This is a genomic window from Burkholderia sp. IMCC1007 (assembly GCF_027257875.1).
Taxonomy (GTDB): Bacteria; Pseudomonadota; Gammaproteobacteria; order Burkholderiales; family Burkholderiaceae; genus Burkholderia.
Map to the genome: position 1 here is coordinate 53,611 of NZ_JAPVQY010000024.1, position 13,984 is coordinate 67,594.

Annotated in this window: 14 protein-coding genes; 9 read left to right on the forward strand and 5 right to left on the reverse strand. The window is 66.9% G+C overall.

Annotated elements, in window-relative coordinates:
• The first annotated feature begins 257 nt into the window (after positions 1–257).
• Positions 258–827, forward strand: coding sequence for a DUF4142 domain-containing protein (locus tag O1Q03_RS20870; RefSeq protein ID WP_269505827.1), 570 nt, complete (start codon positions 258–260; stop codon positions 825–827).
• A gap of 115 nt (positions 828–942) precedes the next feature.
• Here O1Q03_RS20870 and O1Q03_RS20875 read toward each other — a convergent pair whose 3' ends face one another.
• The gene (locus O1Q03_RS20875) at positions 943–1,542 is read right to left on the reverse strand and encodes a GNAT family N-acetyltransferase (protein WP_269505828.1); all 600 of its coding nucleotides are present in this window, start codon (positions 1,540–1,542) and stop codon (positions 943–945) included.
• Positions 1,543–1,617: 75 nt separating this feature from the next.
• Complete coding sequence (locus O1Q03_RS20880; RefSeq protein ID WP_269505829.1) at positions 1,618–2,532, reverse strand: LysR family transcriptional regulator; 915 nt, start codon at positions 2,530–2,532, stop codon at positions 1,618–1,620.
• A gap of 108 nt (positions 2,533–2,640) precedes the next feature.
• On the opposite strand from O1Q03_RS20880, the gene lysA reads away from it, so the two are divergent.
• The 7 genes from lysA (at position 2,641) to O1Q03_RS20915 (ending at position 8,744) form a co-directional block, all read left to right on the forward strand.
• Positions 2,641–3,879, forward strand: a complete 1,239-nt coding sequence (gene lysA, locus O1Q03_RS20885) for a diaminopimelate decarboxylase (RefSeq protein WP_269505830.1) — start codon at positions 2,641–2,643, stop codon at positions 3,877–3,879.
• A 601-nt stretch (positions 3,880–4,480) separates the two neighbouring features.
• Positions 4,481–5,281, forward strand: coding sequence for a transporter substrate-binding domain-containing protein (locus O1Q03_RS20890; protein ID WP_269505831.1), 801 nt, complete (start codon positions 4,481–4,483; stop codon positions 5,279–5,281).
• Positions 5,282–5,349: 68 nt separating this feature from the next.
• The gene (locus tag O1Q03_RS20895; RefSeq protein ID WP_269505832.1) at positions 5,350–6,009 is read left to right on the forward strand and encodes an amino acid ABC transporter permease; all 660 of its coding nucleotides are present in this window, start codon (positions 5,350–5,352) and stop codon (positions 6,007–6,009) included.
• A gap of 46 nt (positions 6,010–6,055) precedes the next feature.
• Positions 6,056–6,781, forward strand: a complete 726-nt coding sequence (locus O1Q03_RS20900; protein WP_269505867.1) for an amino acid ABC transporter ATP-binding protein — start codon at positions 6,056–6,058, stop codon at positions 6,779–6,781.
• A 51-nt stretch (positions 6,782–6,832) separates the two neighbouring features.
• Positions 6,833–8,020, forward strand: coding sequence for a cystathionine beta-lyase (gene metC, locus O1Q03_RS20905; protein WP_269505833.1), 1,188 nt, complete (start codon positions 6,833–6,835; stop codon positions 8,018–8,020).
• Between the two features lie 83 nt (positions 8,021–8,103).
• On the forward strand, positions 8,104–8,448 hold the full coding sequence (locus tag O1Q03_RS20910; protein ID WP_269505834.1) for a DUF3088 domain-containing protein: 345 nt from the start codon (positions 8,104–8,106) through the stop codon (positions 8,446–8,448).
• Between the two features lie 116 nt (positions 8,449–8,564).
• A complete protein-coding gene (locus O1Q03_RS20915) occupies positions 8,565–8,744 on the forward strand; it encodes a hypothetical protein (RefSeq protein ID WP_269505835.1) in 180 nt (59 codons plus the stop codon).
• 152 nt (positions 8,745–8,896) lie between these two features.
• On the opposite strand, the gene O1Q03_RS20925 is transcribed toward O1Q03_RS20915, so the two are convergent.
• Positions 8,897–9,784 carry a DMT family transporter gene (locus O1Q03_RS20925; RefSeq protein ID WP_269505836.1) on the reverse strand — a complete coding sequence of 296 codons (888 nt, stop codon included), beginning with the start codon at positions 9,782–9,784 and terminating at the stop codon, positions 8,897–8,899.
• Between the two features lie 127 nt (positions 9,785–9,911).
• Here O1Q03_RS20925 and O1Q03_RS20930 point away from each other — a divergent pair, with 127 nt between their 5' ends.
• A complete protein-coding gene (locus tag O1Q03_RS20930) occupies positions 9,912–11,393 on the forward strand; it encodes an aminotransferase-like domain-containing protein (RefSeq protein WP_269505837.1) in 1,482 nt (493 codons plus the stop codon).
• Positions 11,394–11,460: 67 nt separating this feature from the next.
• Here O1Q03_RS20930 and O1Q03_RS20935 read toward each other — a convergent pair whose 3' ends face one another.
• Both O1Q03_RS20935 and O1Q03_RS20940 read right to left on the reverse strand, forming a co-directional pair.
• Entirely contained in the window at positions 11,461–12,891 is a 1,431-nt protein-coding gene (locus O1Q03_RS20935) for a purine-cytosine permease family protein (RefSeq protein ID WP_269505838.1), read from the reverse strand.
• 144 nt (positions 12,892–13,035) lie between these two features.
• Entirely contained in the window at positions 13,036–13,980 is a 945-nt protein-coding gene (locus tag O1Q03_RS20940; RefSeq protein WP_269505839.1) for an electron transfer flavoprotein subunit alpha/FixB family protein, read from the reverse strand.
• Positions 13,981–13,984: the final 4 nt, after the last annotated feature.

Sequence of the window (13,984 nt, forward strand, 5' to 3'; positions counted from 1 at the left end):
CCGCGATACGCGCAACAGGTACGCACTACCTGCCGTTCGCGCGTACTTTGATTCGTCTTACCAACCGTTACACAAACCACAGCGCGGTTGCACCTGCTACCCGCACGCTCTCCTAGAATCAGTCGGGCCGCGAAACACTTCGATCGCCACCGCGGCAGAGCGGCGGTCGATTCCGGCCCGGGCGCGCCCGGTCTCTCGCACAGCTGCGGATCACGCGATCCGTCCGTTAATCAGAGCCCCGATCGAAAGGAGGTCCCATGAACCGCTTTCCCACCATCTCGCGCGTTGCATTGTCTGCCGCTGGCCTGCTGCTCGTCGCCGTGACGGCGAACGCGCAATCCGCGCAACCGTCGGCGGCCGCACCGGCTGCCGCGAATGTACGCATCCACGAAGCCGACCAGGCCTTCATCACGGACGGCACGAAGACCGTGTCTACGCAGCACGACGCCGCGCGCATCGCCGATTCGCGCACGTCGGACAGCCAGGTGAAGGCGTTCGCGAAACGCGTGTCGACCGACGATGAGAAGATCATCCAGGCAATGCGCGCAGCGAGCCCGCGCGGCGTCGACGTGCCGGCCAACGATCCCGACACCACCGTGCTGGACAGCATCAAGAACCTGCGCGGCGCGGACTTCGACAAGGCGTATATCGAGCAGGTCGCGCTCGCCGGCGAGCAGAAGACGATCTCGGCGTTCCAGGCCGAAATCGCGTCGGGCCGCGACACGAAGCTGAAGGAAGTCGCACGCCAGTCGCTGCCGATCCTGCAGGCGCACTACGCGGACGCGCAGAAGCTCGCGCAACGTCACCACCTCGCATCGGCGCAGTAACGCGATGCACGGCCGCGCACGGCGCGCGGCACCCTACCTGCCCCATCGTCGCGCCGCCGCCCCCATTCCGGCGGCGCGATGCATGCGGCACCCGACACGCACTACGCACTACACATTACGTCGCGAGCTTCGCCTTCAGCCGCTCGCGCACTTCCGGCCATTCGTCGTCGATGATGCTGAAGCGCACCGAATTGCGCTTGCGGCCGTCGGGCATGATCCGTTCGTGACGCACGATCCCTTCCTGCTTCGCACCGAGCCGCAGAATCGCCGCGCGGGACTTCTCGTTCAGCTCGTCGGTCGTGAACTGCACGCGCACGCAGTGCAGCGTGTCGAACGCATACGCGAGCAGCAGCCATTTCGCTTCGGTATTCGCGCGCGTACGCTGCGCAGATTCGCCGAGCCACGTATGACCGATCTCGAGCTTGCGATGCTGGCGGTCGATCTTCCAGAAACGCGTGCTGCCGATCACGCGGCCCGATGCGCGGTCGACGATCACGAACGGCATCACGGTGCCGCTCGCGCGCCCCTGCAGCGCGGTGTCGATATACGCGTCGACCGTTGCTGCACCCGGCACGACCGTGACCTTCAGGTTCCATAGTTGACCGTCGGCGGCGGCATCCAGCAACGCCTGCCGGTCGGACGCTTCGAGCGGCCGCAGTTCGATGCGCTCGCCGGTGAGCGTCGGTTGCGCGAGGGAAGATGAAGCGTCGGTCATGACAGGTTCCGTTTCCGTGAAAGTGAGGACGAGGATCGCGACGACTGCAGCGAAACGTTCATCATACGGCCGCCGCTAGCCGGGCAGCGCCGCGAGCCGGCGCCGGATCGCTTTCGCTTCGCCGCGCAGCGCGTCGGCGAATGCGTCGACGAGCAGGCTCTTCGGCCGGTGCTCCGGCACGATCACGCTGACGCGGTACGGAAACGAGCGCGTGAGCGGCCGCACATGCAGATCGCGCCCGACGAAATCGAGTGCGGTCAGCGGATTGACGATCGCGGCGCCGAGCCCCTGCCGCACGAACGCGCACACGGACACCGCCGACGGCGTTTCGATCACCGAGCGCGGCGCGACGCCAAGCTGCGCGAACGCCTCGTCGATCATGATCCGGTACGGGTCGTTCAGCGACAGGCTCACGAACGGGCGATCGGCGAGATCCGCGAGATCGATCGCGTCCTGCGCCAGCAGCGGATGACCGTCGGGCAGCACGCACACCTCGTCGACCTCGAGCAGCGGCGTCAGCACGGTGCCGGCCGGCGCGGCGTCGTGCTCGGTCAGCCCGAGATCGTAGCGCTGCGCGGTCAACCATTCCTCGAGCACCGGCGACTCCTGCGTCGCGACCGACACGCTGACGCCCGCATGCGCGTCGTGAAAACGCCGGCACGCCCCGGGCAGGATCGCGTGCGAGAACGCCGGCAGCGCGATCACCGACAACTGTCCGTCACGAAACTCGCGCAGCCGCGCGGCCGTCGCCGCGACGCGCTCGAGCCCCACATAGGCGAGCCGCACGTCGTCGAACAGCGTGAGCGCGGCCATCGTCGGCCGCAGCCGGCCATGCGTGCGCTCGAACAGCGCGAAGCCGACCACCTGCTCCATGCGCGCGAGCTCGCGGCTGATGGTCGGCTGCGACGTGTAGAGCATTTCGGCCGCGCGCGTCGTGCTGCCGGTGACCATCAGCGCGCGGAAAACCTCGATATGCCGGTGTGTGAGCATGGCACCTATATCCAGAGTGAATCGAATGTCGATAAACAGGCATTTTACTGTATAGCCTTTCAGGCGCATCATTCACGCTATCCGTTCATTCGATCCGATTCGTCCGCCATGTCCCTCGATTCCCGCCAGCTCGCGGCGCTCGCGCAGCAATACGGTACCCCGCTGTGGGTGTACGACGCCGACGTCATCCGCGAGCGCATCGCCCAACTGCGCCAGTTCGACGTGATCCGCTATGCGCAGAAGGCGAACTCGAACCTGCATATCCTGAAGCTGATGCGCGAAGAAGGCGCGTGCGTCGATGCCGTGTCGCTCGGCGAGATCGAGCGCAGCCTCGCGGCCGGGTTCAGTCCCGCAGGCGAGCCGGAAGGCGTCGTGTTCACCGCCGACCTGATCGACCGCCCGACGCTCGCGGCCGTGCTCGCGCATGGTGTGACGGTGAACGCCGGTTCGCTCGACATGCTGTCGCGCGTCGGCGAGCACGCGCCCGGCCATCGCGTCTGGCTGCGCGTGAATCCGGGCTTCGGCCACGGCCACAGCAACAAGACCAACACCGGCGGCCCGCAGAGCAAGCACGGGATCTGGATCGACGACGTGCCGCGCGCGATCGAGATCGTGCGCCAGCACGGGCTGAAGCTGGTCGGCATCCACATGCACATCGGCTCGGGCGTCGACTACGGCCACCTGTCGCAGGTGTGCGACGCGATGGTCGATCTCGTCACGTCGCTCGGCCACGACATCGAAGCGATCTCGGCGGGCGGCGGGCTGTCGATTCCGTATCGCGACGGCGAGCCGCGCGTCGACGTCGGCCACTACTTCAGCCAGTGGGACGCCGCGCGCAAGCGGATCGAACGGCATCTCGGCCACGCGGTGCGCATCGAGATCGAACCGGGCCGCTTCCTCGTTGCCGAAGCCGGCACGCTCGTCACCGAAGTGCAGGGCGTGAACCGCCGGCCGAAGCACGACTTCGTGCTGATCGATGCGGGCTTCAACGACCTGATGCGCCCGTCGATGTACGGCAGCTATCACGCGGTGTCCGTGCATGCGCACGACGGCGCGCTGCCCGCCGGCCGGCCGCTCGTCGACATCGCGATCGCCGGGCCGCTGTGCGAATCCGGCGACGTGTTCACGCAGGACGCAGGCGGCGTGGTTACGCACCGCAAGCTCGCGCAGCCGCAGATCGGCGACCTGCTGTTCCTGCACGACGCGGGCGCGTACGGCGCATCGATGTCCTCGAACTACAACAGCCGGCCGCTCGCACCGGAAGTGCTCGTCGATCGCGGCACGCCGCGGCTGATCCGCCGCCGGCAGACGATCAGCGAACTGCTTGCGCTCGAAACGTTCGAGTAACCGCGCCTTCACGCTGCGTTCGACGCCCGTCGAGCGCTCACGGCCACGCTTGCCGCTTCCGGCATGCGTGGCCGTTTTGCTTTTCGCGCGTGCTGCCCGCACAGGGCAACCGCTCACGTGCGCCGTAGCACCGCATGCTGCACACGCCGTGCAACCGCAGCAGATCGCTTGCATCACGTTCCACGCGGAGAGAAAAACATTCCACGGCGCGTGGAAAGTGCGTGCATTTTTGGAAGCACTTTCCTTTTTGACAAAACTAAGATTGCCCTCAGTCGTTCAGCATTTGCGTCGCCGGATACGCATCGACGATGCACCCGGTCTACCTCACTCGCAAGCCGCACGGGCAATCATGAACACGATGCTTGAACTCTTCGTCGCGCACCGGAACCCGTTCGATACGAACGCCGTGCGCTCCGCCTGCGTGCGCGAACGCATGCCGCAACGCATCGCGGCGAACGGCGCGCGTCGCACTCGCCGCCACACTCGCCGCGCCGCATCCGGCCGCGGCGCCTTCGATCCGCTTCCCGCCCACGGCGACGCCGCCCGTCGCCGCGGACACGCACGCCCTCGATTTTTTCCGACAACGACCACGGAGACGACCATGAAACACTTCACCCCGACGCTCAAGCAAGGCCTCGCCGCCGCCCTCCTCTGCGTTGCCGCCACGGCATCGCACGCGGCCGATCTGCTCGACACCGTCAAGCAGGCCGGCGTACTGAAGATCGCGCTCGAAGGCACCTACCCGCCGTTCGACTACCGCAACGCCGACGGGCAGCTCGAAGGATTCGACGTCGACGTCGCGAAGGCGGTCGCGGCCCGGCTCGGCGTGAAGCCGCAGTTCGTGACGACCGAATGGAGCGGGATTCTCGCCGGGCTGCAGGCCGGCAAGTTCGACGTGATCGTGAACCAGGTGGCGATCACGCCGTCGCGCCAGCAGGCACTCGATTTCAGTACGCCGTACGTGTATTCGTCCGCGCAACTGCTGCAACGCCAGAACGACGCGCGTGCATTCAAGTCGCTCGACGAATTGAAGGGCAAGAAAGTCGGCGTGACGATGGGCAGCAACTACGTCGATCTCGTGAAGACCGTGCCCGCGATCGATCTGCAGGTGTATCCGGGCACGCCGGAGAACCTGCGCGACCTCGCGGCGGGCCGCATCGATGCGGCGGTCAACGACCGCCTGATGCTGAGCTACCTGATCAAGAACTCGCACCTGCCGCTGCGCCCCGGCGCCGTGGTCCCGGGCGGCGAAGACCGGATGGGCATCCCGTTCCGCAAGGGCAATCCGAAATTCGCGAAGGCGATCGACGACGCGGTCGCGTCGCTGCAGCAGGACGGCACGCTGAAGAAGATCTCGATGCAGTGGTTCGGCACGGATACCTCGCGGCCGGTCACGCAATAACGCAGCGCTGCAAAGGCCCGCGCGCCCCCGATGCGCGGGCCGGCCGAAACACAATCAGGAGACACGCGATGGAAGCACTCGATCTGATCATTCATACGCTGCCCGTCATGGTGAAGGGCGCGCTGTTCACGCTCAAATTCGCGGTGGCGTCGATGGCGCTCGGCCTCGTCGTCGGGCTCGTGGTCGCCATCATGCGCATCGGCAGCAACCGGCTCGCATCCAGCCTCGCGCAGGGCTACGTGAGCCTGATGCGCGGCACGCCGCTGCTCGTGCAGATGTTCGTCGTCTACTACGGGCTGCCCGATCTCGGCATCACGCTCGACCCGACGACGGCCGGCATCTTCACGTTGACGCTCAATGCCGGCGCGTATCTGTCCGAAAGCATGCGCGGCGCGATCCTCGGCATCGGCCGCGGGCAATGGGCGGCCGCGCACAGCCTCGGCCTCACGCACGTGCAGACGCTGCGCTACATCGTCTGCCCGCAGGCGCTGCGCCTGGCCGTACCGAGCCTCGGCAACACGCTGATCAGCCTGATCAAGGACACGTCGCTCGTGTCGGTGATCACCGTCACCGAATTGCTGCGCTCGACGCAGGAAGTGATCGCCGCGACGTTCCAGCCGCTGCCGCTCTATCTCGCCGCCGCCGCGATCTACTGGGTGCTCAGCACGCTGCTCACGCGCCTGCAGGGCCGTGTCGAAACGCGTCTCTCGTTGCCGTCCGCGCATTGAGCATGCACGCGCCGCCCTCAACATGAACCTCAACCACGGACACAACATGATCACGCTCGACAACGTATCGAAGTGGTATGGCAAGCATCAGGTCCTTTCCGCATGCAGCGCGGCGGTATCGAAAGGTGAAGTGGTCGTCGTGTGCGGGCCGTCGGGCTCCGGCAAGTCGACGCTGATCAAGACGATCAACGGCCTGGAGCCGTTCCAGAAAGGCAGCATCGTCGTCGACGGCATGCGGCTGGGCGACCCGGCCGCGAAACTCGCGCAACTGCGCGCGCGGGTCGGCATGGTGTTCCAGCATTTCGAGCTGTTTCCGCACCTGTCGATCACCGACAACCTGACGCTCGCGCAGATCAAGGTGCTCGGCCGCCGCAAGGACGAGGCGATCGAGAACGCGATGAAGCTGCTCGATCGCGTCGGCCTGAAAGCGCATGCGCACAAATATCCGGGGCAGTTGTCGGGTGGCCAGCAGCAACGTGTCGCGATCGCACGCGCGCTGTCGATGAACCCGGTCGCGATGCTGTTCGACGAACCGACTTCCGCGCTCGATCCCGAGATGATCAACGAAGTGCTCGACGTGATGGTCGAGCTCGCGCGCGACGGGATGACGATGGTGTGCGTCACGCACGAAATGGGCTTCGCGAGAAAGGTCGCGCATCGCGTGATCTTCATGGACCAGGGCGCGGTGGTCGAGGATGCGGCAAGCGATGCGTTCTTCGCCGCGCCGCGCTCCGACCGCGCGCGCGACTTCCTCGACAAGATCCTGCATTGAGCGCACGACGGCCGCACTGCCTCGATTGACCGACTTTCAAAGGACGACATCTTGAACCACCCGCACTCGACCGACACCCTCCTCGCTCACGAAGGCCGCTCGCATGGGCAGCCCGGCTCGCCGGTGAATCCGCCCGTGTATCGCCAGTCGACGCTGCTCTTTCACGGCACCGATGCACTCGACGCGGTGCGCGGCACGCCGCTCGCGTACGGACGGCACGGCAGCCCGACCACGCGCGCGCTCGAAAAGGCGCTCGCGCGTCTCGAAGGCGCACACGCCGCGCTGCTGACGCCGAGCGGACTCAGTGCGATCGCGACCGCGCTGCTCGCGGTGCTCGATCCCGGCGACCATCTGCTGATGGTCGACTCCGCGTACGACCCGACGCGCTCCTTCTGCGACGACACGCTCGCGCGCCTCGGCATCGAGACGACGTACTACGATCCGGCGCTCGGCGCCGGCATCGCGTCGCTGATGCGGCCGAACACGCGCGCCGTATTCGCCGAATCGCCCGGCTCGCTGACCTTCGAAGTGCAGGACATTCCCGCGATCTGCCGCGTCGCACACGCGCACGGCGCGGTCGTGCTGCTCGACAACACGTGGGGCACGCCGCTGAATTTCCGTTCGTTCTCGCATGGTGTCGACGTGTCGATCCACGCCGCGACGAAGTACATCGCCGGCCACTCCGACCTGCTGATGGGCGTGATCCTGACCACCGAGGCGCTCGCGCCGAAAGTCACGCGCTGTTATCGGCAGCTCGGGATGACCGTCAGCGGCGACGACGCGTATCTCGCGCTGCGCGGCCTGCGCACGCTGTCGGTCCGGCTCGAGCGCCACCAGCGCAATGCGCACGTGCTGACCGAATGGCTCGCGCAGCAGCCGGAAGTCGCGCGGATCCTGTATCCGGCGCGGCCGGGCGATGCCGGCCACGCGCTGTGGCAGCGCGACTTCACGGGCGCATGCGGGCTGTTCGGCCTGGTGCTGCATCCGCAGCCCGACGAAGCCGTGCGTGCACTGCTCGACGGGATGACGTGCTTCGGCATGGGCTATAGCTGGGGCGGCTTCGAAAGCCTGATCATCCCGTCGAACCCGTCGCGCCATCGCACCGCGACGCAATGGGCGGCCGCCGGCCCGCTGCTGCGCATTCACGCGGGGCTCGAGCATCCGGACGACATGATCGCCGATCTCGACGCCGGTTTCGCGAGAATGCGCGCCGCCGCGGCCGCATGCGCGGAAGCCTGACATCGGGGCAACGCAGCGCACGTTCGTATCACGACGCATCACGCTTTTTTCAACGTTCGACCACCACTGATAGCGAGGCCATCATGAAAGACACACTGTTCATTCTCCGCCCGGGTTTCTTCAAGGACTCCGAAGGTCCGTTCTACTGCGGCGACTCGGTTGCCGTCGAAGGGCTGCTCAGTTTCTATCCGCAATTGCGCGACGCGGTCGCGGTCGAGTATATCGACGCGCCGCGGCCGCGCCAGCCGATCGTCGCGCTGATCGGCGAGGACAACCAGTCGGCACCCGTGCTCGTGCTCGGCAACGGGCAGACACCGAAGGATGATGCGATCGGCGTTCGCGAGCACAACGGCCGGCGCTTCATCGATTCGCCCGCCGATATCCGGCGATATCTGTCGTCGCAATACGGCGTCGCGCATGTCGCGTAAGCAGGCGGGCGCCTGATGTCGATGGGCGCCAGCGAACGGGCCCGGCGGCAGGCGCGGCCCGTTCGCCATTCCAGTATGTGCGCCCTGCGCTCGGTCAGTCGGACAAGTTGTTACCGATGATCGGCGTCGAGCGCTCCGCCGCCGGCCCCGGGCGTATGAGGTTCAACGCGACGCTGGTTGGTGGCACACCGCTGGCCTGTCGCGACATTCGCGAGCAGCGTGAATTGCCGGCTGCCGTGAACGTGAACGTGAACGTGAACGCGGATGAGAACGCAGCAAGCTCGGCCGATACGTGACGCGCGCGCCACAACGCGGCTTCAGTCCGGTTGCTCACGCCATGCTGACGACGCAATGCATACAGGTAGTTCTTGAAGCGCCTTCCGCGACGTTCGGCGCTCGGTAAATCTGCCTGTTCGACTCGCCGCGTCACGTCACCACCCGCCCCACGTCAGCCCGCGCGCCGCACCGGCGCCACTTTGGAAAAATACTTCGCGCCCGCGACGCAGCCGACGACCACGACCGTCACGGCGAGCATCGACGGCGGCACCGTCTCGTGCAGCAGCCCGGCCGCGAGCAGGAAGCCGAAGAACGGCTGCAGCAACTGCAGTTGGCCGACGCCCGCGATCCCGCCGAGCGCGAGCCCGCGATACCAGAACACGAAGCCGATCAGCATGCTGAACAACGACACGTATGCGAGCCCCCACAGCGCGGCGGCGTCGACGCCGTCGAACGTGGCCGGCCACGTGAACCACGTGAGCGGCAGCATCACCGGCAGCGACAGCACCAGCGCCCACGAGATCACCTGCCAGCCGCCGAGCTGGCGCGACAGGCGCGCGCCTTCCGCGTAACCGAGCCCGCATGCGACGATCGCGGCCAGCATCAGCGCATCGCCGACCACCGACGCACTGCCGCCGTTGCGCAGCGCAAACGCGGCCACCGCGCCGCTGCCGAGCAGCGAGAAGATCCAGAACGGCAGCCTCGGCCGTTCGCCGCCGCGCCACACGCCGAACAGCGCGGTCGCCAGCGGCAGCAGCCCGACGAATACGATCGCGTGCGCGGACGTCACGTGCTTCAACGCAAGCGCGGTCAGCAGCGGAAAACCGACCACGACCCCGAGCGCGACGATGACGAGCGACGCGGTCTCGGCGCGCGTGGGCCGCTTCTGCTTCAGCGCGACGAGCAGCGCGAGGCCGAGCACGCCGGCGATCGTCGCACGCGCAAACGTGAGGAACAGCGGGTCGAGCCCCTGCACCGCGACGCGCGTCGCAGGCAGCGAGCCGCTGAAAATGATCACGCCCAGCAGGCCGCTGAGCCATCCGTCGGTCGTCTTTTGCACGGCAAATCCTGATCGGAACAAGGGGGATGTCCGATGATCCGCCGCCCGCGAAATGCGCGTAAGCTACAGCCCAATACAATTCCGACAAACTGTACTGAACAACTGACCGTACAGTTCGACCTTCGCCATGAGCCAATCCGCCCAGAACCTTGCCCCGCCCGCGGTGTCGCGCACGCGGGTGGAAACCGTGATGGACACGCTGCGCGCGCGGATCGCGAGCCGCGCGCTGATGCCCGGCGCGCGCGTGCCGTCGATCCGGATGATGGCCGACGCGCTGCACGTGTCGAAATCGACCGTCGTCGACGCGTACGAACGGCTCGCCAGCGAAGGCGTGCTCGTCGCGCGGCGCGGCTCCGGCTTCTACGTGTCGGGCCACGCGCCGCCGCTCGCGCTCGCCGAACTCGGGCCGCGCCTCGATCGCGAGCTCGATCCGCTGTGGCTGTCGCGTCAGGCGCTCGAAGCGGCACCCAGCTCGGTGAAGCCCGGCTGCGGCTGGCTGCCGGCGTCGTGGCTGCCCGACGAGAGCCTGCGCCGCGCGCTGCGCGCCGTGTCGCGCGACGAACCCGACGCCCTGACCGACTATGCGACGCCGCTCGGCCTGCCCGCGCTGCGCCAGCAGCTCGCATGGCGCCTCGCGCAGCACGGCATCCATGCGGAGCCCACTCAGATCATGCTGACTGACGGCGGCACGCATGCGCTCGATCTCGTGTGCCGGCTGCTGCTGGAGCCCGGCGACACCGTCGTGCTCGACGATCCGTGCTACTTCAACTTCCAGGCACTGCTGCGCGCGCATCGTGCGCGGATCGTCAGCGTCCCTTACACGCAGCACGGCCCCGATCTCGCGCGCTTCGAACAGGTACTCGTCGAGCATCGGCCGCGCCTCTACATCACGAACGCGGCGCTGCACAACCCGACCGGCGCGACGCTTGCGCCGCCGGTCGCGCATCGGCTGCTGACGCTCGCGGCCGAGCATGGGCTGCTGATCGTCGAGGACGACATCTTCGCGGACTTCGAGAGCACGCCCGCGCCGCGCCTCGCCGCGTTCGACGGGCTGTCGCGCGTCGTGTCGATCGGCAGCTTCTCGAAGACGCTGTCGGCCGCGATCCGCTGCGGCTATGTCGCCGCGCGACCGGAATGGATCGACGCGCTCGTCGACCTGAAGCTCGCGACGTCGTTCGGCAATGCGCAGATCGGCGCGAATGTCGTGCACCGGCTGCTCGTCGACGGCACGTACCGGCGCCATCTCGACAGCCTGCGCGCGCATCTCGCGGACGCGATGGGCGAGACGATCCGGCGGCTCGCGCGCGCCGGGCTCCGGATCTGGACCGAACCGCGCGGCGGCCTGTTCGTATGGGCGGAGTTGCCCGACGGGCTCGACGCCGCGCACGTCGCGCGCCACGCGCTCGATCACGACGTGGTGCTCGCACCGGGGAACGTGTTCAGCGCGGCGCGCACCGCGACGTCGTTCATGCGCTTCAACGTGTCGCGCTGCAAAGGGCCGGCGGTGTTCGATGCGCTTGCGCGGGCGATGGATGCGGCGCGGGCAGCCGCGCACGATCCCGAAACGCCGCCGCCCGGTGCGCGCAGTCGCGTGCGAACCGTGTCCTAGGGCACGTTCCCCTGTTTGGAAAAATTCATTCGAGGGGCTGGCGCGTGATTAGCGTGAACACGCCCTTCTAGTCGGCGTCGCGGGCGGAGTCGGACAGGATCAGGCGGTCCGGCACACTCGCCAGCGCGCCGCGCGACGCGACGTAGTACAGCAGGCCCGGCACGACGATGCCGACGATCCACGACACGTCGACGCCTCCCAACGCATCGACCCACGGCCCGGTGTAAAACCCCGTCGCGACGAACGGCATCTGCACGAGCACGCCGACCGCATAGACCGCGATGCCGACGACGTTCCAGCGGCCGTACCGGCCGTCCGGGTCGAACAATGCCGGCACGTCGTAACGCTCGCGCGTGACGCAGTAATAGTCGACGAGGTTGATCGCGCTCCACGGCGTGAAGAACACCAGCAGAAACAGCAGGAACGACGAGAACGCCTTCAGGAAATCGTGCTGCCCGGCCAGGGCGATCCCGCTCGACGCGGCAACGGTCAGCAGCACGAACGCGATGCGCGTGCGCGGCGAGATCTCGCGCCGTCCGCCGAAGCCTGTCAGGATCGCCGCAACCGACATCACGCTGCCGTACGCGTTGAGCGTCGTGATCGTGAGCTTGCCCAGCGCGATCGTCAAATAGAGCACGGCAGCGATCGCGCCGGTCGCGCCGAGGCCGACGATGAACGCGACCTCGTGCCCGGAGAAGCGGTCGCCGGCGAGCGCGGCGGCAAGCACACCGAAGGTCATCGATACCTGCGCGCCGATCACGGTGCCGCAGAACACCGCGGCAAAGGTCTTGACGGGCGACGTCGCTCTGGGCAGGTAACGGGAATAGTCGGCGACGTACGGTCCGTACGCGATCTGCCACGATGCGGACAACGACACCGCGAGCAGGAACGATGCGGGCGTGAAGTGGCGATTCGCGAGCAACGCGCCGAACGCGTGCCCGTGCAGCAGGCTCGCAAACAGATACAGGAACGCGAGCGTGCCGACGATGCTCGATACGCGGCCCATTGCATGAATCGTCCGGTAGCCGAGACCGGTGAGCAGAACGACGAACGCGGAGAAGATCAGGATCGCGGCGGCATGGCCGACGTGCAGCAATTCGCCGATCGCCTGCCCGGCGAGGACCGTTCCGCCCGCCGAGAATCCGACATACATCACGCAGACCAGTGCGAGCGGCACGATCGCACCGTACACGCCGAATTGCACGCGACTCGATACCATCTGCGGCAGCCCGAGCTGCGGCCCTTGCGCCCCGTGCAGCGCCATCACCGCGCCGCCGAGTATCTGGCCTGCGAGCAAACCAATCAGCGACCAGAACACGTCGCCGCCGAGCACCACCGCCAGCGCGCCGACGACGACTGCCGTGACCTGCAGGTTCGCGCCGAACCACAGGGTAAATTGACTGAACAGGTTGCCGTGGCGCTCGGCATCGGGAATATGGTCGATCGAGCGACGCTCGATCAGCGTCGGATTGGCGACAGGTGTAGCGGTACGTTCCATGCTCGGCTCCTGACCGGTGGAAAACTGCGCTTGGGGGGTTCGCTCGGACCGCGTTATCAGGCTACGGTCCGAGCGTGAATCGCGTGCCGGTCGCGACGACACGGCATGCGGGCAGGATCGATGGATCCTGATGGGTTGCAGCGATCAGAGCGACGCCGTCAGTTGGGGGACGAGTTCGTGCAGATCGCCGACGAGGCCGTAGTCGGCCACGCTGAAGATCGGTGCTTCCGGATCCTTGTTGATCGCGACGATCACCTTCGAATCCTTCATGCCGGCCAGATGCTGGATCGCACCCGAGATGCCCACCGCGATGTACAGCTGCGGCGCGACGATCTTGCCGGTCTGGCCCACTTGATAGTCGTTCGGCACGTAGCCTGCGTCGACTGCCGCGCGCGATGCGCCGAGCGCTGCCGACAGCTTGTCCGCCAGCGGCTCCAGCACCTTCGTGTAGTTTTCGCCGCTGCCCAGACCGCGGCCGCCCGACACGATGATGCTTGCCGACGTCAGCTCCGGACGGTCCAGCTTCGTCACTTCACGGCTCACGAACTGCGACTTGCCTGCGTCCGCTGCCGCTTCGATCTTCTCGACCGACGCGCTGCCGCCTTCCGCTGCAACCGGATCGAAACCTGTTGCGCGCACCGTAATCACCTTGATCGGGTCGCTCGACTGCACCGTCGCGATCGCGTTACCCGCGTAGATCGGACGCTCGAACGTGTCAGCCGAATCCACTGCCGTGATGTCCGAGATCTGCGCAACGTCCAGCTTCGCGGCGATACGCGGCGCGATGTTCTTGCCGTAGGCGGTGGCCGGCGCGAGGATGTGCGAGTAGTCCTTCGCGATGTTCAGCGCGGTCGCTTCGATGTTTTCCGCCAGGCCTGCGGCCAGTTGCGGTGCGTCGGCCAGCAAGACCTTGCCGACACCTGCAATCTTCACTGCCGCATCGGCCGCGGCTTGCGCGTTGTGGCCTGCGACCAGCACGTGGATGTCACCGCCGACGAATTTGCCAACTTCGGCCGCCGCTGCCACTGTGTTCAGCGTCACGGCCTTGATCGACGCGTTGTCGTGTTCTGCAATCACCAGAATCGTCATTTCT